This window comes from Geobacter sp. 60473, from assembly GCF_036323535.1.
Lineage (GTDB): Bacteria > Desulfobacterota > Desulfuromonadia > Geobacterales > Geobacteraceae > Geobacter > Geobacter sulfurreducens.
Genome location: NZ_AP028967.1, coordinates 509,680 through 529,865 on the forward strand (window position 1 = coordinate 509,680; position 20,186 = coordinate 529,865).

Annotated in this window: 12 protein-coding genes and 1 riboswitch; of the genes, 9 read left to right on the forward strand and 3 right to left on the reverse strand. The window is 64.8% G+C overall.

Going from position 1 to position 20,186, the window contains the following annotated elements:
• Nucleotide 1 precedes the first annotated feature (1 nt).
• From AABA48_RS02370 to AABA48_RS02380, 3 genes are all read right to left on the reverse strand, one after another.
• On the reverse strand, nt 2-928 hold the full coding sequence (locus AABA48_RS02370) for a class I SAM-dependent methyltransferase (protein ID WP_324310808.1): 927 nt from the start codon (nt 926-928) through the stop codon (nt 2-4).
• Nucleotides 925-1,689 (reverse strand): glycosyltransferase family 2 protein, encoded by a 765-nt coding sequence (locus AABA48_RS02375; protein WP_039643434.1) that lies wholly within the window; start codon nt 1,687-1,689, stop codon nt 925-927. The genes AABA48_RS02370 and AABA48_RS02375 overlap by 4 nt, the downstream gene beginning before the upstream one ends.
• A 109-nt stretch (nt 1,690-1,798) precedes the next feature.
• Nucleotides 1,799-3,415 (reverse strand): tetratricopeptide repeat protein, encoded by a 1,617-nt coding sequence (locus tag AABA48_RS02380; RefSeq protein WP_338270945.1) that lies wholly within the window; start codon nt 3,413-3,415, stop codon nt 1,799-1,801.
• A gap of 278 nt (nt 3,416-3,693) precedes the next feature.
• Here AABA48_RS02380 and AABA48_RS02385 point away from each other — a divergent pair, with 278 nt between their 5' ends.
• From AABA48_RS02385 to AABA48_RS02425, 9 genes are all read left to right on the forward strand, one after another.
• Nucleotides 3,694-5,559 (forward strand): sensor histidine kinase, encoded by a 1,866-nt coding sequence (locus tag AABA48_RS02385; RefSeq protein WP_324310814.1) that lies wholly within the window; start codon nt 3,694-3,696, stop codon nt 5,557-5,559.
• On the forward strand, nt 5,528-7,222 hold the full coding sequence (locus AABA48_RS02390) for a sigma-54 dependent transcriptional regulator (RefSeq protein ID WP_286351947.1): 1,695 nt from the start codon (nt 5,528-5,530) through the stop codon (nt 7,220-7,222). The genes AABA48_RS02385 and AABA48_RS02390 overlap by 32 nt, the downstream gene beginning before the upstream one ends.
• Nucleotides 7,223-8,115: 893 nt before the next feature.
• Nucleotides 8,116-9,063, forward strand: coding sequence for a hypothetical protein (locus AABA48_RS02395; protein ID WP_338270947.1), 948 nt, complete (start codon nt 8,116-8,118; stop codon nt 9,061-9,063).
• 139 nt (nt 9,064-9,202) lie between these two features.
• Nucleotides 9,203-9,283: riboswitch (cyclic di-GMP riboswitch) on the forward strand.
• Between the two features lie 24 nt (nt 9,284-9,307).
• Complete coding sequence (omcS, locus tag AABA48_RS02400) at nt 9,308-10,606, forward strand: c-type cytochrome OmcS (RefSeq protein WP_338271287.1); 1,299 nt, start codon at nt 9,308-9,310, stop codon at nt 10,604-10,606.
• Nucleotides 10,607-10,716: 110 nt separating this feature from the next.
• The gene (locus AABA48_RS02405; RefSeq protein WP_338270949.1) at nt 10,717-12,009 is read left to right on the forward strand and encodes a cytochrome C; all 1,293 of its coding nucleotides are present in this window, start codon (nt 10,717-10,719) and stop codon (nt 12,007-12,009) included.
• A gap of 136 nt (nt 12,010-12,145) precedes the next feature.
• Nucleotides 12,146-15,199, forward strand: a complete 3,054-nt coding sequence (locus AABA48_RS02410; RefSeq protein ID WP_338270950.1) for a fused MFS/spermidine synthase — start codon at nt 12,146-12,148, stop codon at nt 15,197-15,199.
• Nucleotides 15,196-16,509: a cytochrome C gene (locus tag AABA48_RS02415; protein ID WP_338270952.1), complete on the forward strand. Its 1,314-nt coding sequence runs from the start codon at nt 15,196-15,198 to the stop codon at nt 16,507-16,509. Before AABA48_RS02410 ends, AABA48_RS02415 begins: the two co-directional genes overlap by 4 nt.
• 26 nt (nt 16,510-16,535) lie before the next feature.
• Nucleotides 16,536-17,984 (forward strand): YncE family protein, encoded by a 1,449-nt coding sequence (locus AABA48_RS02420; RefSeq protein ID WP_286351952.1) that lies wholly within the window; start codon nt 16,536-16,538, stop codon nt 17,982-17,984.
• Nucleotides 17,985-17,999: 15 nt separating this feature from the next.
• A complete protein-coding gene (locus tag AABA48_RS02425; protein WP_324310828.1) occupies nt 18,000-20,177 on the forward strand; it encodes a hypothetical protein in 2,178 nt (725 codons plus the stop codon).
• Nucleotides 20,178-20,186 lie beyond the last annotated feature (9 nt).

Sequence of the window (20,186 nt, forward strand, 5' to 3'; positions counted from 1 at the left end):
CTCACGTGCGCGGCGTTTTTTGTGCGACCATCACCAGGGTGCCGCCCCGTCCCAGGAGCGTTTCCCCGATCACCAGCAGCGTCGCGGCTGGCGCGAAGAGTACCGCCAGCAGGAGGCTGATCAGGGTGAGAGCGCCGTGCTCGCCGCGGCGGCGCCGGCCGGTCAGGGCGGCAAAGAGGATGTTGGGCACCGGCAGCAGCGCGTTGAGGGCGCTCTGGAGCCACCCCATCAGGTCATACTCGAACTCGTGGTGCATGGTTCGGACGACCGCGCATCCGTCAGCGGCCAGGAGCCGCCCCAGGGACCCGTGGTTGAAATGGTAGAGATGTCTCGGCACGTCCAGGTGCAGCCAGTGGCGGCCGAAAAACCCGCATTGAAGCCCGCCGGCATCCGGCACGGCCACCACCAGCACCCCGCCGGGGCCGAGCATGGCGGCGAGCCGCGTCAGGAGCCTCCCGGGGTCCGTCATGTGCTCCAGGCTGTGCCAGAGGGTGATGCAGTCGTAGGGGATGCCGTCGTCGGCGGCATCCACGCTGCCGCGCACGTCGAGCCCCGCCTCCCGGGCCGCGGCCGGGTTCAGCTCGGTCCCCACCGTCCGCCAGCCCCGCTGTCCCGCCTCCAGGAGAAACGTCCCGTCCCCGCACCCCACATCCAGCAGGCGCCTGCCCGCGCCGTCGCCCCCGCAGGCGGCGGTTACCCACCGGATGCGGCGCCGGGCGCACCAGGCGGCGGTCACGCCGTGCCGGCCCCCGTGATAGGCTGCCCCGTAGTAGGGTGCCATGTCGGCGGGGTGCGGCTCCGTGTGTCCCAGGCCGCACCTGCCGCACCTGGTGAGGTGAAACCGTTCGCCGGTCTGGGGATCGGCAACCCCCTCCAGCCAGGGGGCCAGCGGCCCGCCGCAGGCCCGGCACGCGGAAAGGCGGGTCATTGCGCCGCCGCCTGATCGTTGCGGGGGGTGAATCGCTCGGACCTGATCAGGCCCATCCGCGCCAGCCTGAACTCCAGGGCCGTGCCCAGGACCCCGAGGCCGTAGATGACGCTCCGCCGGAAATTGATGGACGAGGCATCCTCGAAGTACTTGGTCGGGCAGCTCAGCTCGCCGATCCGGTAGCCGTGCCAGATGATCTGGGCCAGCATCTGGTTGTCGAAGACGAAGTCGTCGCCGTTGGCATCCAGGGGGAGCTGCTCCAGCACCTGGCGGGAAAAAGCCCGGTAGCCGGTATGGTACTCGGACAGCTTGTGGCTCAGCAGCAGGTTCTCCACCAGGGTCAGCACCCGGTTGGCCACGTACTTGTAGAGCGGCATGCCCCCCTTCAGGGCGCCGATGCCCAGGATCCGCGAGCCCAGGACCGCGTCGAATTCGCCGTAGGCGATCATGGCGGCCATGGCGGTGATCAGCTTCGGGGTGTACTGGTAATCCGGGTGGACCATGATCACGATGTCCGCGCCCAGGTCCAGGGCGGCCCGGTAACAGGTCTTCTGGTTGGCGCCGTATCCCTTGTTCCGGTCGTGGACGATGGTCCTGATCCCGAGCCGCTCGGCCACCTGGGCGGTCCGGTCGCGGCTGGCGTCGTCCACCAGCAGCACGTGGTCAACGTGCTCGAAGGGAATCTCGGCGTAGGTCATTTCCAGCGTCTTCTCGGCGTTGTAGGCCGGAAGCACGACAACTATCCTGCGTGAATTGAGCATGTAGGCACCGGGTCGGGGCCGCCGGCGGCGAAATGGCCGGTCGTGCCGCTTCCGCGCCGGCAGCGGCCGGAGACGGAAGGTTGGGGTGTCGGGGAATGCGGTGTTCCGGTCAGGGCGCAGGGGCAGCCCCCGCCGTGCCGCGGAGCTTCGCGAGCCGCGCCTGCACCTCGGGCACGTACTCGCCGTACTCCACCGGCACGTAACGCAGGAAGAGCTCGTACTGCTCCGCGGCCCGGGCCGGCTCTCCCTGCATTTCATAGATGCGGCCCAGGTTGTAGCGGGCCATGACATTGGCGGGATTGGCCTCGACCGCCGCCAGATAGCGGGCCTTGGCGCCCGCCAGGTCCCCCTGCCGCGCCGCCAGGGTCCCCAACTGGGCCAGGGCCCCGGAGTGGCGCGGGTCGATCCCGACGGCGCGCTCCCATGCCGCGCGGGCGCCCGCCGTGTCCCCCCGCTCGATCAGGGCCGAGCCCAGATTGAAATACCCCTCGGCGGAGCGGGGGTCGGTCTCGACCACGCTGGCGAACAGGCTGACGTCGTCGCGCCAGTCGCGGTTCCGCTCAACGGCCACCAGGGCCAGGAGCAGCGTGATGCTCCCCACCACCCCCCAGCCCACCCGCACCCCCCACCGGTCGAACAGCGGCCCCCCCAGCACGGCCCCCGCAACCAGGCAGAACCCGGCGGCGGGCAGATACATGAACCGTTCGGCCATGGGGTAGCTGGGGATGGGCACGATGTTGGCGACCGGCAGGAAGTTGACCCCCAGCCAGAGCAGGCCGAAGCGGGCGGCCGGGCCGCCCCGGCGCAGGAGCAGCCACAGGCCGGCCGCGATGACGAGCCATGCCGGCACGAGCCAGGGGGCCGACGCCCAGCCCGGCGGCACCTCATGAAAGATGGTGAGCCCCGCCGGGAAGAGGAACAGGGCCAGGTAGCGCGGAATGATATACAGATTGCGGACCAGGCGCTGGGGAAGCTCCGCCGCGGCCATGCCGGTGCCGAGCACCCCTTCGAGCGCCGCGGACCGTATCAGGAGATACACGACAATGGCGATAATATAGGGGAGAAGCACCGCCGCCCGCCGGAGCAGGTCCGTCTTCTTGCCGTCGGCGCCGTGAAATGGCCGGATGGCGTAGAGGGCAACGGGGACGATCACCATGAGGGCCGTTTCCTTGCTCATGAGGCCCAGGAACAGCAGTAGCGCGCCGGCCGGGTGCCACGGCCAGCCGCCGGTGTCCCGTCCCCGCAGGAACGCCAGGAAGCAGGACAGGGCAAAAAAGAGAGCGATGAGGTTGTTGCGCGCCGAGATGAAAGCAACCGTCTCCACGTTGATCGGGTGCACCGCGAAGAGCAGCGCGGCCGTCAGCGCGGCCGGTCCGGCACTGAACAGGCGCCTCCCCAGCTGGTAGACGAGCAGGACGTTCAGCGCGTGGAGCACCATGTTAACCGCGTGGAATCCCGCCGGATTCATGCCGAACAGCCGGAAGTCCAGCAGGTAGGATGCCCGGTTGAGGGGCCGGTAGTAGGGTTTCACGATATCGGGCGACAGGAGGATGTCGCGCAGGCTGGTGAAACTGCGGGTGGCCGGGTTTTCCACGATGATGTAGCCGTCGTCCCAGACAAAACCGTTGGCCAGGGTAACGAGATAGACCCCCAGGGCGACCGCCGCCAGGATGAGGGGCGGCAGCAGGGGGTGGGTGCCCGCGGCAGGGGAGCGGGAAGTGTCCATGGTGGTGTGACCTCGTGTGTGCTGAGCTGGGCAGTTGTTCACGGCTTTCAAGTTGAGTGCCATTTCGGTGGCGGCCCGGAAAGGAGGCTTGTAGAATTTGTTTCAGTTAATTTGTCGCCGACTGGCATGGATATTGTTTGTTAACCACGGGGATCTGCACGGCGCAACTGGTTGTTAGCTGATTATCATCATTTGGGGTGTGACACACATAACTGTATTGTTATAAATTGCATATATTGTATTTAAAATGTAATGTTATTTCGAGTCCCGCTTTGTCCATGCGCAAAATCAGCCTGAAAGCAAAAATCGTCACGATTGTGCTGCTGGTCTTTTTCGGCGTTGCACCGGCCACCTCCTATTTCGTCATCGGTTACTTCAAGGACCGGTTACAGGAGTCGATCCAGAACCAGCAGGTCATTCTGGTGAGCCGGACCGCGTCGGAGCTGGATTTCAAGATATCCTCCGCCCAGAGGATGCTTGTATCCGTGGCCCTGAGCATCCCCGAACAGGTCGTCCGCGACCCGCGGGCAGCGGAGCGTTTCCTCTACGAACGCTCGTTCCTCAGCATGTATTTCGACAGCGGCACCTTCCTGCTGAACCCCGGGGGCCAGTTGATCGCCGAGACCGCCTGGAAGCCGAGCCGCGTCGGCCGTGACTATTCGTTCAGGGAATACGTCAAGGATACCCTCGCCACCGGCAAGCCGGTCATTTCCGCCCCCTATGTCCCCCGGACCCTGCACCATCCCGTTGTAATGTTCACCGCACCGGTGTTCGGCGCCGGGGGCAAGCTGATCGCCATCCTGGCCGGCAGCACCGATCTCTATAAGGATAACCTCCTGGGCGATCTCTCCACCGCCCGGATCGGCTCGCTGGGATACTTCAGCCTCTACGACCACGAAGGGGTGGTTATCATGCATCCGGTGCGTGAGCGGATTTTCAGCCCCGCGGACAAACAGGCCGAGGGTATGACGGCGCGCATCGCCCAGGCGAGACGCGGCGCCAATGTCCAGGGCGAGCTCGGACAGCGGGACGGCAGCCGGACCCTCTCAACCATGAAGAAGCTGGGCAGCATCGACTGGATCCTGGCCGCTTCCTATCCGGTGGAAGAGGCCTACGCGCCCGTGCAGCGCCTGGTCCGGCTCTCCTGGTGGATCATGGGCTGCGGCGGCGTCTTTGCCGCCCTGCTCATGTGGATGACCATGAGCCATCTCATCTCGCCGCTGCTCTCCCTCACCCGCCAGATCAGGCAGCTGGGGGCGTCAAACGGCGACCTGGCCATGGTCCGGATCGACTCCAACGACGAAATCCGCGAAACCGCCGAGGCGATCAACGGCCTGCTGGAGCGGCTGCGGCTCAAGGAGATCGAAAAGGAGACGATCCAGAAGGACGCCATGCAGACCTGGCACCTGGCGTCCCTGGGCGAGGTGGCGGCCGGCGTGGCCCACGAGATCAACAACCCCATCAACGGCATCATCAACTGTGCCCAGATCCTGGCGGCGGAGCCGTGCCTCAGCGAGCCGGAACGGGGGGTTGCGAGCAGGATCATCAAGGAGGGGGAGCGGGTGGCGGTCATCGTCCGGAGCCTGCTCTCCTTTGCCCGCTACGAGGGAAGGGAGCGGGTCCCCGCCTATGTGCCCGACATCCTCAACGACACCCTCGAACTGACCAGGGTCCAGCTGAAGCGTGACGGGGTCCAGCTCCACGTGGATCTGCCGTCGGACCTGCCGGCGCTGCTGGTGCACCCGCACCAGATCGAGCAGGTGTTCCTCAACCTCATCAGCAACGCGCGCTACGCCCTGGACAAGAAGTTCTCCGCCGGCGCGGGAGGGGGCAAGCGCCTGGATATCAAGGGAGAAAAGATTATCGGAGATGACGGCGTCTTTGTCCGGATCGAGTTCAGGGACAACGGCACCGGCATCCCGCGCGATGTGATCGGGAGGGTCATCGACCCCTTCTTCACGACCAAGCCTGCCGCTGAAGGCACGGGTCTGGGGCTGAGCATCAGTCACGGCCTGATCTCGGACCATGGAGGGCGACTGAAGGTTGAAAGCGTCGAGGGAGAGTTCACCCGTGTAATGATTGATTTGCCCGTAATGACCTGGGAGGACGAGTATGGCCAGAAGGGTTCTGATAGTAGAGGATGAGGACACGCTGCGGTTCACGTTCGAGCACTTCCTCGCGGCCGAGGGCTACGCCGTCGATACGGCGGCCGATTTCGCGGAGGCGATCGGCAAGGTCGAATCCGCTGACTATGACCTTGTTTTCACCGACATCATCCTGGGCAACGATAACGGCATCGATGTCCTGCGCGAAGTCAAGGAGCGCCAGCCCTCCATCCCCGTAGTGATGATCACCGGCTATCCCAACGTGGAGACGGCGTCCGACGCCGTCCGGCTCGGGGCCTTCGACTATCTCCCCAAGCCGGTCAAGCGCGACGCCCTGCTGCGGGTGGCCCGCATGGCCCTCGAACACAAGGACCTCATGGAGGAGCGGGAGAAATACCGGACCAACCTGGAGGCCATCTTCCAGAGCGTGGACGATGCCATCCTCACCGTGGATCTGGACATGAACGTGGTGGCCTACAACGAGTCCGGGAAATACTTCTTCAGCCTCGCCGCCGAATCCATCGGCAGGCGCTACGTGCCGGGAGAGGGGAACGGCGCGTTCCTCCACGCGCTCACGGAAACCCTCAAGACCAAGCGGCCGGTGGAGACCCAGCGGACCGAATGCGTGGTCGGGGGGAGCGAAAAGCGCGTGGTGAGCCTCAAGACCTCCCCCCTGGTGGACCGGACCGGCACCTTCTCCGGGGCCGTCATGGTGGTGCGCGACGAAACGCGCCTGGATGATCTGGAAAAGAGTTTCGAGGGGCGGGAGACGTTCCACAACCTGGTGGGAAGCAGCCCCCGCATGAAGGAGATTTACGCCTTTGTCGAGTCCCTGGCCGATGTCCCCACTACCGTGCTGGTGACCGGCGAGAGCGGCACCGGCAAGGAACTCGTGGCGGCGGCCCTGCACTACAAGGGGGGGCGGAGCACCAAGCCCTTCGTCAAGGTCAACTGTTCCGCCCTGGCGGAACCGCTGCTGGAGAGCGAGCTGTTCGGCCACGTGAAAGGGGCCTTCACCGGCGCCATCAAGGATAAGATGGGCCGTTTCCAGAAAGCGGACGGCGGCACGATCTTCCTGGACGAGATCGGCGACATCTCGCCGGGGATGCAGGTGCGGCTGCTGCGGGTCCTGCAGGAGAGGGAATTCGAGCGGGTGGGCGACTCCACCCCCATCAAGGTGGATGTACGGGTCATTGCCGCCACCAACGTCGACCTGGCGGAAAAGGTGCGGATCGGCCAGTTCCGGGAAGACCTCTTCTACCGTCTGAAGGTCGTCCGGATCCACATCCCGCCGCTGCGGGAACGGCGCGAGGATATCCCCATGCTCGTGGAACACTTCCTGGCCAAATTCCGCGGCAAGTTCAAAAAGGACGTCAGCGCGGTGTCCGACGAGGTCATGAAGGTGTTCATGTCCTATCCCTGGCCGGGTAATGTCCGCGAACTGGAACACGTGCTCGAACACGCGTGCATCGTCTGCACTTCCGGCCTGATCACCCTGGAACACCTTCCCTCGGATTTCATGGAACACCATGAGATCCACGGCAACGAACCGGCCACCGAGCGGGAGACCACCCTGCAGGCGATCCGGAAAGCCCTGGAAAAGTCCGGCGGCAACAAGGCCAAGGCGGCGCGCCTGCTCGGCATCAGCCGCATCACGTTGTACCGAAAACTCAATGAATTAAAGATTGTTCACGACGAGTAGCCGATTAGGGTGTATCATGTAACACATTTGTTCCTTAACATCTGTGTTACATGATACACTTTTTCAATGAACGGCCGGTCGGAAACGATAAGTGAAATAGCGATAAACGGAATTTAATTTGCGGACAGGAAGACACTAACATGCCGAAATTCATACATTCAAATTCTGATATGTAAGTTTGACACCCCGCATAGTTCACCGCTGCAACGCCCCCGGCAAGACCCTGAAAAGTGTAACATCCCCTAACGAACCCCCCATCATATTCCCCCCACCACCACACCGGGTGTACCCCCCGGGAACCCCGTTGTTCCCCCCACGGGAAGGCTGTCGGCGCAGGCCGGCCGATTTGCGCCGCAGAAAGGCGAGGGTGGCCCCGCGCGCGGCTCCCGTCGATCCCCTCGCCAGGGCGTGGCGGGCATCCCGATGCACCGGCCGTCCCCCTTGTTCCGCCGTCCCCGCGCCCGCAGCGGCCCTCGATCCAGCCCGGCGGGCCGCTCCCGCGTTCTCTCGCTCCATGAGTAAGTGTCGCGCGCCGGTTTCGTGCCTGACGCACCCCTTCCGGTGACTTCACCGATACCTTCGGCCACCCGGGCGGCTCGGCAGAAAACCAGTCAGGACAGGGGGTTGTGCCACATGGTCCGATCCGGTAGCGGTTTTACGGCCAAATAGCAGTGCGTTTTCGCCAAATGGCCGCGATTTGCCCGGTTGCTTTCAACAAAAAATCTTAATTATTTTAAAAAGCGAACAATTACCGTTAGATACAAATTTGTTACCACTGTTAAAAAATGCTTAGGCATGCGCTGTGCTAAATCACGAGAAAACAAACACATTTTGCTGGCAGTCGCTAGAGGCGAAACTTGATTAACCACCTGTGCAAACATATTGAAACCCGAATGAGACAAATCGGCAACCGGCGTGTAGCACCGCTGGCCATCCTCGCCGCCGTTCTCATGGGTGGACCCACCAATGCGAGCACGGGTGAATTCAAGGTTGCGTATCTGTATAACCTCTCGGACTTCACGGGCACGATTCCGTACAGCCTGGCCAAGATCGCCCTTGACGCCACTGCCCGCGAGACCTATGTGATCTCGGGCGAAACGGTCAAGGTATTCAACAACAGCGGCATGGAAGTCTACCGGTTCACCAACACCATGGAGTCCGGGATCGTGTACGACGCCGCCATCGACGAGCAGGGGCGGATTCTGGTCCTGGCCTACAACAACGGCACGCCCAGCCTGCTCCTCTGCAACTACCGGGCGGAACCGATCAAGCCAATCGAGTTCAAGGGGCTGCCCGAGAAGCTGGCCGCGTTCAAGCCGAACCGGCTCATGCTGAGGGACGGCAAGATCTGCCTGGTGAGCCTGGGTTCCATGATGATCGTGACTCTCGATCCGGAAGGGAACTACGTCAAGCACATCGATCTGGCCGAAGCATCGGGTACCTCCGACGAAGACCGCCTCAACATGGGCATCGGCGCAGTGGCCTTCGATTCGGACGGCAGCATTCTCTTCACCACGCCGGTCATCGGCAAGGTGTTCCGGATCGCGGCGGACGGCAAAGTGGACTCCTTCGGCAAGCGGGGCAGCGCGCCGGGCAAGTTCGGGGTCCCCACGGGGATCGCGGCGGACGGCCTGGGCAACTACTACATCTCCGACAAGCTCAGATGCGCGATCCTGGTGTTCGACCGGCAGTTCAAGTTCATCTACGAGTTCGGCGGTCGCGGCGACGCCCCCGGCAGTCTGGTGGGCCCCGACGACCTGGCAATCGATGCCGAGGGGAAGCTGTACGTGGGTCAGCTCGGCAAGCGCGGAGTAAGTGTATTCAAGGTAACGCACGACTGATCGCGAGTCGTAACTCAGGCCGGCATCCCGCCTTGGAGGGGAGGTGGAGGGATCACAAAACGCTGGGGATGCACTGAAGACCATTTTGTATTGCATTGCAGGCACAACACTCACGAGCCGAAAGGCGAAACCAAATTTCCTCCGAAAAGAGTAAACCCATCGCAAGGTGGGGACACAAAGCCGACGGGTGCCGCTGGAGCGGGACGGCCGGGTTGCCGGAGAAACCAACACAATGGAGGAAATGATGAAAAAGGGGATGAAAGTAAGTCTTTCCGTGGCAGCAGCAGCACTTCTCATGAGCGCCCCCGCGGCGTTCGCTTTCCACTCCGGCGGCGTTGCCGAGTGCGAAGGGTGCCACACGATGCACAACTCGCTGGGCGGCGCAGTCATGAACAGCGCCACTGCCCAGTTCACCACCGGCCCCATGCTGCTCCAGGGCGCCACCCAGAGCTCGTCCTGTCTGAACTGCCACCAGCACGCCGGTGACACCGGTCCTTCCAGCTACCACATCTCCACCGCTGAAAGCGACATGCCTGCCGGTACCGCTCCGCTCCAGCTTACCCCGGGCGGCGACTTCGGCTGGGTGAAGAAGACCTACACCTGGAACGTTCGTGGTCTCAACACGAGCGAAGGCGAGCGCAAGGGTCACAACATCGTGGCCGGCGACTACAACTACGTTGCCGACACCACCCTGACCACGGCCCCGGGCGGCACCTATCCGGCAAACCAGCTCCACTGCTCCAGCTGCCACGATCCCCACGGGAAGTATCGTCGTTTTGTTGACGGCAGCATCGCCACCACCGGCCTCCCCATCAAGAACAGCGGTTCCTACAACAACAGCGCCGATCCGACTGCCTGGGGCGCCGTTGGTGCCTACCGCATCCTTGGTGGCGCCGGCTACCAGCCCAAGTCCCTGGGCGGCTCCTATGCGTTCCCCAACCAGGTACCGGCTGCTGTTGCTCCGTCCACCTACAACCGGTCCGAGGCCACGACCCAGACCCGCGTTGCCTACGGCCAGGGCATGTCCGAGTGGTGCGCCAACTGCCACACCGACATCCACAACAGCGCGTACCCGACCAACCTGCGTCACCCGGCCGGCAACAACGCCAAGTTCGGCGCGACCATCGCCGGTCTGTACAACTCCTACAAGAAGTCCGGCGACCTGACCGGTACCCAGGCTTCCGCGTACCTGTCCCTCGCTCCGTTCGAGGAAGGCACTGCCGACTACACCGTGCTCAAGGCCCACGCTCTGAACACCGACGCGTACCTGACCGGCGCCGACGCCACCAGCAACGTGAACTGCCTCTCCTGCCACCGCGCTCACGCTTCGGGCTTCGACAGCATGACCCGCTTCAACCTGGCGTACGAGTTCACGACCATCGCCGATGCTTCCGGCAACTCGATCTACGGTACGGACCCCAACTCCTCGGTCCTCCAGGGCCGGTCGATCAACGAGATGACCGCTGCCTACTATGGCCGTACTGCTGACAAGTTTGCTCCTTACCAGCGCGCTCTCTGCAACAAGTGCCACGCCAAGGACTAATCTTGCCACTATCTGTTGTTGTGTGATTCCGCCGGGGTCCGCCTGAATGGGGGCCCCGGCACCTCCTTACCGCCAACCGGAGTCCGACACAGAACGCCAGGAGGTATTTTATGAAACGCTTCAAGACTCTTCCCGTCACAGCAGCGGCGCTCCTGGTTCTCGGCGCAACCGGCACGGGATGGGCTTTCCACTCAGGTGGCGTGGCAGAGTGCGAGGGATGCCACACCATGCACAACTCCCTGGGCGGCCAGCAGATGAATGCCGCCACGGCCCAGTTCACCACCGGCCCCTATCTGCTCCAGGGTACGGACCAGAGTTCTTCCTGCCTCAACTGTCACCAGCATGCCGGTGACACGGGGCCCAGCAGCTACCACATCAGCACCGCAGAATCCGACATGCCCGTCGGCTCTCCGCCGCTCCAGCTCACGCCGGGCGGCGATTTCGGCTGGCTCAAGAAGACCTACAGCTGGGTGCCGCGCGCCGGCGCCGCCACGGAGTGGAGCCACGGCGAGCGCAAGGGGCACAACATCGTGGCCGCCGATTACAACTACGTGGCCGACAGCACCATCACCGCGGCCCCGGGGAGCATGAACACCCCCTTCCCGGCCAACCAGTTCAGCTGCATCAGCTGCCATGACCCCCACGGCACCTACCGGATCACCTCCCTGGGCGTCCAGGCCAAGACCGGCAAGCCGATCAGGAGCTCCGGCTCCTACGGCGCCGTTCCCGATGCCACCACTGCCGTCGGCGTCTATCGCCTCCTGGGCGGGGCCGGGTACAAGCCCAAGTCCCTGAGCGGCGGCGATGCATTCATGTTCGCGGCCCCCTACGCCGTGGCCCCCAACAGCTACAACCGCTCGGAAGCCACCAGCGACACGCGGGTCGCCTACGGCCGGAGCATGTCCCTCTGGTGCGCCAACTGCCACGGGCAGATGCACACCACCTTCGGCACCCTGGTTCACCCGGCCGACCAGAACCTGGGCCCCTTCGTGGCCCAGATCTACAACTCGTACAAGAAGTCGGGCAACCTGACGGGCGTCGTGGATACGGCGTTCACCTCGCTGGTTCCGTTTCAGAGCGACAACACCCACGACCTGAACGCGCTCAAGGCCCAGACCACGTCAACCGCCGGCCCCATTTCCACGGACCGGGTCATGTGCCTCTCCTGCCACCGGGCCCACGCATCCGGCTTTGACAGCATGATGCGGTACGGCCTCGGCAACGAGTTCATGACCGTGGCCGATGCGTCGGGCAACCCGGTGTGGCCCGATCCGGTCACCAACGCAGCCCAGGCCCAGGGACGGACCGTTGCCGAAACGCAGCAGGCGTATTATGGAAGACCTCCCACCAATTTCGCCCCGTTCCAGCGGGTCCTGTGCAACAAGTGCCATGCCAAAGACTGATTCATATGTCATGTAGTTCTGGTCACGGCCGGCCTCCGGCCGGTCGTGGCCGCCTTTTTCCCAGCAGCCGATCCACTATCCGGTGAAACACCCCTCGGTTTCCGGCGCCTGTCCGGTCGTGGGGTTTGAGCGTGCCATGCCGATCCTCATTACCGCTCTCATCTATCTGATCTTTTTCCTCTCGGGAGCCACCGCCCTGGTCTATGAGGTCGTCTGGGTCAGAAAGCTCAGCCTCGTGTTCGGCGGCTCGCACCTGGCAGTAACCACGGTGCTGGCCGTGGTCATGGGGGGGCTTGCCCTGGGTAGCTGGCTCTTCGGCCGGCGCGTGCGCACCACCCGGAACCTGTTGCGCCTCTACGGCGCCCTTGAGATCGGCATCGCCTTTTTCGCCCTGCTCTTCATCGCCCTGCTCAACCTCTATTCCCTGATGCCTGCCTACTCCTTCGAGTCGCTGACCGAGCATTCGCACCAGCTGCCCCGCGTGGCCTTGCTCACCCTGCGGATCGTGCTCGCCGCCATCGCGCTCATCGTCCCCACGACCCTGCTGGGGGGGACCCTGCCGGTGCTGGCCGCGTTCATGGTCCGGGGCCGGCGCGCGGTGGGGCGGGGGGTGGCCTACCTCTACGCCCTGAACACCTTCGGCGCGGTGGCCGGCTGCTTCGGGGCCGGATTTTACCTGCTGGGGCGGTTCGGGGTATCGAACACCATGGCCGGGGCGATCACCGTCAACGTGCTGCTGGGCATCGCCTGCTTTGCGCTCCAGGGGCCGGCGGCCCGGTACCTGGAGGCCGGCGAGGATGAGGCCCCGGCGCCCCTGTCCGCTGTTACGCTGCCCGAGGAGAAGGCCCGCATCGGGCTCGTGGTCTGGGGGATCGGGGTCAGCGGCTTCTGCGCCCTGGGGTACGAGGTGCTCTGGACCCGGGTCCTGGGGATCGTGATCGGCACGAATGTGTACGGCTTCACTTTGATGCTGGCGGCCTTCCTGACCGGCATTGCCGCGGGCAGCGGGGCCTATGGCCTGTGGGCCCGCCGCCTCCGGCCGCCCGAGGAGGGGGGCTGTCCCGTGTCCAAGCTGATCGGCGGGTTCGGCGTGGTGCAGATCGTGATCGGCCTCAGCGCGCTGCTGGTGACCATTCTCATCCGCGACCTTCCCACCAGGGTGTTCTTCCTCCAGGACCTGTTCCTGTCGCAAAGCACCGATCTGTTCCGCGCGCGTCAGTTCGCCAATTTCGCCCTGGTCTTTTCCTACCTGTTCATCCCGGCCTTTTTCATGGGGGTGGCCTTTCCCCTGGCCGGCACCCTCGACGCCTGCCGGCGGCGCAAGGTAGGACATGCCGTGGGCGAGGTGCTGACCTGTAACACGCTCGGCGCGATTCTCGGCACCGTGGTGAGCGGTTTCGTGTTGATCCAGGTCTTCGGCATCGAGCGCTCCCTCTACCTGCTGGCCACGGTAAACGCCGGTTTCGGCCTGTTGATCCTGGCGCGCCTGCTGCGTGGTACCCCCCGCAGGCTGGCCACGGCGGGCACCGTGCTGGCTGTGGTCGGCGTCATGGCCGTTGCCGGCACCATGCCCCGGATCTGGGACGCCAAGTACTTTGCCATCTACCGCACCAACCAGCCGGAGGTGTTCAGGACCCCGGACCTGATTGCCGAGGCCAAGCGGCACACCGATGTCCTCTATTACGCCGAGGGAATCCAGTCCATCGTCAGCTCCATCAGGATCAGGGGGGGCTACCAGGCGTTCCTGCGCAACGGCCGGATCGAGGCGTCCGACCACAATGAGAGCCTTCAGAACCAGTACGCCCTGGGTCACCTGCCCATGCTTCTGCACCGCAACCCGCGCAAGGTGCTGGTGATCGGCGCGGGCAGCGGGATTACCCTTGGCGCTGTTTCGCTCCACCCGAGCGTGTCCGAGATGACGCTGGCCGAGGTGGAGCCGAAGGTGCTGGGGGTGACGCGCTCCTTTGCCGCCTACAACCACGGCGTGCTGGAGGACCGCCGGCTGCGGGTGGCGTTCAGCGACGGCCGCAACTACCTGGCGACCACGGGCGAGCGCTACGACGTGATCACCGCCGATCCGATCCACCCGTGGCTGAGCGGCGCCGGCTACAACTACACCCGCGAGTATTTCGAGCTGGCCGCAGAGCACCTGCGGGCCGGCGGCATCATGTGCCAGTGGCTCCCCCTCTACGATCTTTCCGCCGACGATCTCAGGTCGGTGGTCCGGACCTTCCGGCAGGCTTACCGCCACGTCCTGGTCTGGATGACCCAGGGGGATGCCATGCTCATCGGCAGCAACGCCCCCATCCTCCTGAGCGAGGACGAGCTGGCCGCCCGGATCGCCGTGCCGGCCGTGGCCGCCGATCTGGCACGGGTGCAGATGGGGAGCGCCACCGACCTGCTGAGTTATTTCGTCATGGGCACGGCGGGTGCTGACAGGTTCAGCCATACTGGTAGAATTAACACTGACGACAACCTCTATCTCGAATTCTCGGTTCCCCGTTCCACCGGCAAGTCAGCGCTGCCGGAGGTCAACGTGAACGCCCTTGCCCGGCAGCGGGAGAGCGTTCTCGCCTACCTGGACGACAGCGTGCCGCCGGCGGACCGGCTCGCCCGGGAGAACCGCTGGATGAGGCTCGACCGCGCCGCGGCCCTGGCCCTGGAGGCCCGGGCTATCTTCCTGGGCGGGCGCTACGATTCGCCCCGGTTCGGCCTCCTGGTCTCCGAGCTGGAAGGGAACTATGCCGCGTTCGCTCCGTGGCGGTTCCTGCGCAGCGAATACCTGGAGGAAATGGCGAGCAGTCCGCTGCCGCTCGATCAACTGGCATTGGCCTTGCTAGATGAATCTGGTCGCCGGGTCGTCGTGAACGTTGCCGCGGTCATGAGCCGCGTCAGCCGTGAGCTGACGGTGGTTGATTTCGTGGACAGCGACGAGCGGGTGATCATCGGCCAGGCGGACATTAACGGCAGGGGGCGGGATGGCTCGGCCAAAAGGCTGGCCGCCGAGGTGATGGAGGCCGTCCGGCTTGCCTACAACGAGGAGTTGAGCGGGGCGGAGGCGCGCGGCAAGCCGCTTCCGGACCAGGCGGAATTTGTCCGCAGGATGCGGGAAATCATCGCGACCATGACGGGCCGGCAGCACGGCAACCCGTACCCGGCCCAGGGTCGACCCATTAAGGAATCGGCGTGAAAGCACCCAAGGCCATACTTGCGCTCCTGGTCGTGCTGCCGGCACTGCTGCCGGCCACCACAGGCCGTTCCCTCGCCTTTCACGAAGGGGGCGCGGGCGAGTGCGAAGGGTGTCACACCATGCACAACTCGGAAGGGGGCTTCGCGGTGGCTACCAACGGCCGCCCCGTGGGCATGGGCAACCGCTATCTCCTGAAGGGGGGCGATTCCAGCTCCACCTGCCTGAACTGTCACGAGAAGGCGGGGGATGTGGGCCCCACCTCCTATCACGTGAGCACGCCGGGGTTCGAGATGCCGTTCGGGGTCCCGCCCAAGCAGCTGGGACCCGGCGGCGATTTCGGCTGGCTCAGGAAATCCTACACCTGGATTCCGGCCTTTGGCTCGACGCTTTCGAGCAGCGAGGGGGACCGGCACGGCCATAACGTGGTGGCGGGGGACTACGGCTATCTCCAGGATGCCCTCCACCTGACGGCCCCCGGCGGCAGCTATCCGGCGGCGGGCCTGTCCTGCGTCGCCTGCCACGACCCCCACGGCCGCTACCGCCGCGACCAGGACGGCTCCATTGCGGTCACGGGCAAGCCGATCCGGGGCTCGGGGAGCTACGCCACCGGCGTCGAGCCCGATGCCGCCATGGTCGTGGGCGCCTACCGGCTCCTGGGGGGGAACGGCTATTACCCCAAGTCGCTGGGACCGGCCTTTTCCTTCATCAACGGACCCCCGGCGGCGGTGGCCCCGGCCGACTACAACCGGAGCGAAAGCACCACCGCGACCCGCGTGGCCTACGGCCAGGGGATGTCCGAGTGGTGCCGGAACTGTCACCCGAACATCCACCGGGACGGCAGCGGGGGAGGGCTGGTGCACCCGGCCGGCACCGAGGCCCCCCTGGGCGGCGCCATGGTGGATTACTACAACCGGTACATCAAGACCGGGGACCTGTCCGGCGTGGAGGCCACCTCCTGGCTGTCGCTGGTCCCCTTCGAGGCGGGAACCAACAACTACACCCTGCTGAGGAATATCGTGACGGCCACCCCCACCAAGGGGCCCAGCACCGCGGACGGCACCCCCCGCGTCATGTGCCTCACCTGCCACCGGGCCCACGCCGGCGGCTGGGACAGCGCCACCCGCTGGAACACCAAGACGCCCTACGTGGTCTACAACGGCAAGTATTCCCAGGAAGGGGAGGCCTACCAGCCCTACGGCCAGGGCCGCAGCGAGATGGAAGCCCTCAGGGCGTACTATGACCGGCCCGCGTCGCTCTTCTCGCCGGAGCAGTCGACGCTCTGCACCAAATGCCACACGTCCGTGCCATGACCGTGGCAAGGGGATCGGGGAGCACCATGAACGAGAATTCTCCCAAGCGCATGACGTCCCGCGGGGCTGCCCTCCTCATCGTTCTGTGGGTCGCCGTGCTCGCCGCGCTGACGTGCAGCGGCTGCCACGCGCCCGTTGTCGTCACCAAGCCCCAGTTGTTCGCCGAGGGGGAACTGTTCCTCTACCTGGAGCCTTTCCCCCGGGACGCCGGCCGGCTCGACTTCACCGTGGCGGGGGTTTCGGCGATCAAGAGCGACGGCACGGAGATACCCCTCTCCCTCAGGCTGACCGAGGCGAGCCCCGCCACCATGAAGTGGCAGCGGATGCTGGGGTCGGCGATCCTGCCGGGGGGGCGCTACAGCGGCCTGTCGTTCCGGATCTCGGGGGCGGGCACCAAGACCGACGAGGGGCGAATGGCCCTGCTGCCCCCCGAGAAGCCGGTCATGATCGACTTCCCCTTCGTGGTGGAACCCCAGAAGGGTATCCTCATCTCCCTCACGCTGGATGAAGATGCATCGGTCAGCAAGCGCTTCAGCTTCTCGCCGGTCTTCAAGGCCGAGATCCCCGGGCGGCCCCTGTGGGGACTCACGGGCTTCGTCACCAACAAGGGGGCCAACACCATCGCGGTGTTCGACAAGCGGGAGGCCCGGGTCACGGAGTTCATCGAGACCGGGCGGGCGCCGGCCGGCATCGTCTTCGATCAGGCGGCGCGCCGGGCCTACGTGGCCCTGTCGGGCGACGACGCCATCGAGGTCATCGACCTGATGGCCGACTATTCCCTGACCCGCATCCGGCTCAGCATCGGCGACGGCCCGGTCGAACTGGCCCTGACCCCCGACGGCAGGACCCTGCTGGTGGCCAACAACGGCTCCAATACGCTCAGCTTCGTGGACCCGGCCTCCCAGTCGGAACTGGCCCGGGTCATCGTGGGGAGCAGGCCCGGCGCCGTGATCGTGGACCGGCTGGGACGCACGGCCTACGTGCTCAATACCCTGTCCAACTCGGTGTCGGTGGTGGACATCGCGCGGCGCGCCGTGGTCGCCACGCTGCCTACCGAAACCTCGCCCCTCTGGGCGCAGCTGAACCGGCGGGGCGACCGGCTGCTGGTCATCCACGAGCTTTCCCCCTACCTGGTCGATATCGATCTTACCAACAGGCTCGTCGCCAAGCGGGTTTACGTGGGGATGGGGGCGCGGACGATCAAGATCGACACGTCCACCGACCAGATCTACATCGCCAAGCGGAGCGACACCGTGATCGACGTCTTCGACCCCTTTTCGCTCCTGCCGGGCAATTTCATCTCCGGCGGCGGCAGTCCCTCGTACCTGACCATCGACGGCGAGCACAACAATCTCCTGGCCCTCCTCTCCGGCGTGAAGCGGCTGCAGTTCATCGGCCTGGTGGGCAAGCGGGAGGTAGCACAGATCGACGTGGGCGACGAGCCCTACCGCGTGGTCGTGGCGGGCGAAAGGTAAGGCGTGGGCAACGGGATGCGGATACTCCACGGGTTCATGGCGGCAGCGGCCCTGGCGGCAGCGCTTCTGCCGGCCACGGCGGGGGCCGAGGGGCTGCGGGGGTTCCTTGAGCTGAGCTACATCAATTCCGACAATCAGTCGACGGATGCCGGCAACGTGACCACGACCACCAAGAGCAACTCGATCCTTCAGCGCTACAACCTGTCCCTGGACCGGATGCTCTACCCGACCCTGCGCTTCACGGGCGGCGGCACCATTGACTACACCATGACCAGTGCTGAGTTGAACGACACCACGCTCGATACCACCCTGCTGAAGGTGAGCCCCTTCCTGGACCTGACCCTGGGCACCCCCCTCTATTCCGCGGGCCTGGGCTACAACCGGCGCCAGGAGATTGCCGACACCGAGGGGGTCGGCTCGTCCAACATCATCCACGAGAACTACAACGCCAAGCTGAGCCTCAAGCCCGAGGGGCTCCCCTCCCTGGAGTTCCTCTATACGCGGACCAATTCCTACGATGCCGACCGGCAGTTCCAGGACGTGGTGCTCAATTCGTACAACCTCAGTTCCCGCTACAAGCCGGTGGAGCAGGTGGAGCTGAACTACCAGGGGCTCTACACCGATGCCACGGACAACCTGACCCGGAACAACGCCACGGTCCTGAACCACACCGGCCGGGTGACCTACAACGACCAGTTCTGGCGGGACCGGGTCACGTTCTACGCCAACTATACCCTCTCGTCCCAGGAGACCAACAGCGCCCTGTTCCGGCTCTTTCCCACGGCCGGCCTGTCGGCCCTGACCGATACGCCCCTGCTGGTTACTCTGGGCGCCAACCCGGCGCTGGTGGACGGGAACCTGAACACGGGGAGCAACGTCACTATCGGCATCCAGCCGGTGGGGGGCGACATCAGGCCCCGGAACCTGGGCTTCGACTTCGGCGGCGCGGTGACCGTGAACCGCATCCGCGTCTGGCTCAACACGGACCTCCCCACGGACATCGAGAACCGGTTCTCCTGGACGATCTACACCAGCAGCGACAACCTGAACTGGACCCTGGTGCAGCTCCTGCCCTCGGCACCGTTCAGGAGCAACGAGGCGGGCACCGGCTGGTTCTACGAGCTGAGTTTTTCCGGCGCCACCTCCCGGTACCTGAAGGTCGTTACCTCGCCCCTGCCCCTGGGCACTGTTTCGCTGGTGAACCCCACCGCGAACCTGACCGACATCCAGGTGACCGAGCTGGAAGGGTTCGTCCAGTTCGAGGATGTCCAGCGGCGCACCACGAGCCAGGTCTCCCACGTGCTCGACACCAACATGCGGGTGAGGATCCTGGAGAACCCGGACCTGAACTACGAGTTGAGCTACTACTACGACCGGAGCGACTCGGACTTCTTCTCCACCTACCGCTACATCCTGTCGAACGGCCTCTCCGCGAGCCACCGGTTCAACCAGTACCTCGCGACCAGCGCCCGGTTCGCCCGGGAGGACTCCAAGGAGAACCAGGGCGCCCGCGTCTCCTACATCTACAGCGCCCTGCTGACGGCCAACCCGCTCCCCACGCTGATGCACAGCCTGGTCTTCAGCGGCCGCAACGAGGAGGTCGACGGGAGGAAGAGCGACACCAATTCGCTGTTCCTCAACAACAGCGCCTCCCTCTACCGGGGGGTGGACGTGAACCTGAACGGTGGCTACAGCATGGCCACCGCCGAGTCGGGCCAGAAGACCAATACCACCATCGTCACCTTCGGCCTCACCCTGCTGCCCCACTCGACCCTGACGGTGAACGTGAGCTATTCCAGCAACATGACCGAACAGACCGGCGGCGGCTTGCCCGACAACTCCACCTTCACCCACCGCGGCGACCTGTCGGCGGCCTTCAACCCGCTGCGCTCCCTCTACCTGTTCGGGGCCTTCGGCGTTATCCTGGAAAAGAACAAGGACATGGTCACCACCCGGAACATCGGCGGGACCTGGTCCCCGTTCCGGGACGGCGCGCTGCAGTTGAGTTTTTCCTATAATGAGGCGTACAATTCATCTGCCAACCAGAAGGACCGGACCATCGTGCCGAGCTTGCGCTGGAACATCCGGGGGGGCTCCTACCTGGATATGTCCTATCTGTACCTGAAGAGCACGTCGGTCAGCCAGTCGTCCGAGTCGCGCACCTTCAGCAGCACCCTGAGATTCGCGTTCTGACTTCCACGG

Coding starts and splice junctions, on each gene's coding strand:
- AABA48_RS02370 (WP_324310808.1), bottom strand. CDS start 928: ATGACCCGCCTTTCCGCGTGCCGGGCCTGCGGCGGGCCGCTGGCCCCC.
- AABA48_RS02375 (WP_039643434.1), bottom strand. CDS start 1,689: ATGCTCAATTCACGCAGGATAGTTGTCGTGCTTCCGGCCTACAACGCC.
- AABA48_RS02405 (WP_338270949.1), top strand. CDS start 10,717: ATGAAACGCTTCAAGACTCTTCCCGTCACAGCAGCGGCGCTCCTGGTT.
- AABA48_RS02395 (WP_338270947.1), top strand. CDS start 8,116: ATGAGACAAATCGGCAACCGGCGTGTAGCACCGCTGGCCATCCTCGCC.
- AABA48_RS02420 (WP_286351952.1), top strand. CDS start 16,536: ATGAACGAGAATTCTCCCAAGCGCATGACGTCCCGCGGGGCTGCCCTC.
- AABA48_RS02410 (WP_338270950.1), top strand. CDS start 12,146: ATGCCGATCCTCATTACCGCTCTCATCTATCTGATCTTTTTCCTCTCG.
- omcS (WP_338271287.1), top strand. CDS start 9,308: ATGAAAAAGGGGATGAAAGTAAGTCTTTCCGTGGCAGCAGCAGCACTT.
- AABA48_RS02385 (WP_324310814.1), top strand. CDS start 3,694: ATGCGCAAAATCAGCCTGAAAGCAAAAATCGTCACGATTGTGCTGCTG.
- AABA48_RS02425 (WP_324310828.1), top strand. CDS start 18,000: ATGCGGATACTCCACGGGTTCATGGCGGCAGCGGCCCTGGCGGCAGCG.
- AABA48_RS02390 (WP_286351947.1), top strand. CDS start 5,528: ATGGCCAGAAGGGTTCTGATAGTAGAGGATGAGGACACGCTGCGGTTC.
- AABA48_RS02380 (WP_338270945.1), bottom strand. CDS start 3,415: ATGGACACTTCCCGCTCCCCTGCCGCGGGCACCCACCCCCTGCTGCCG.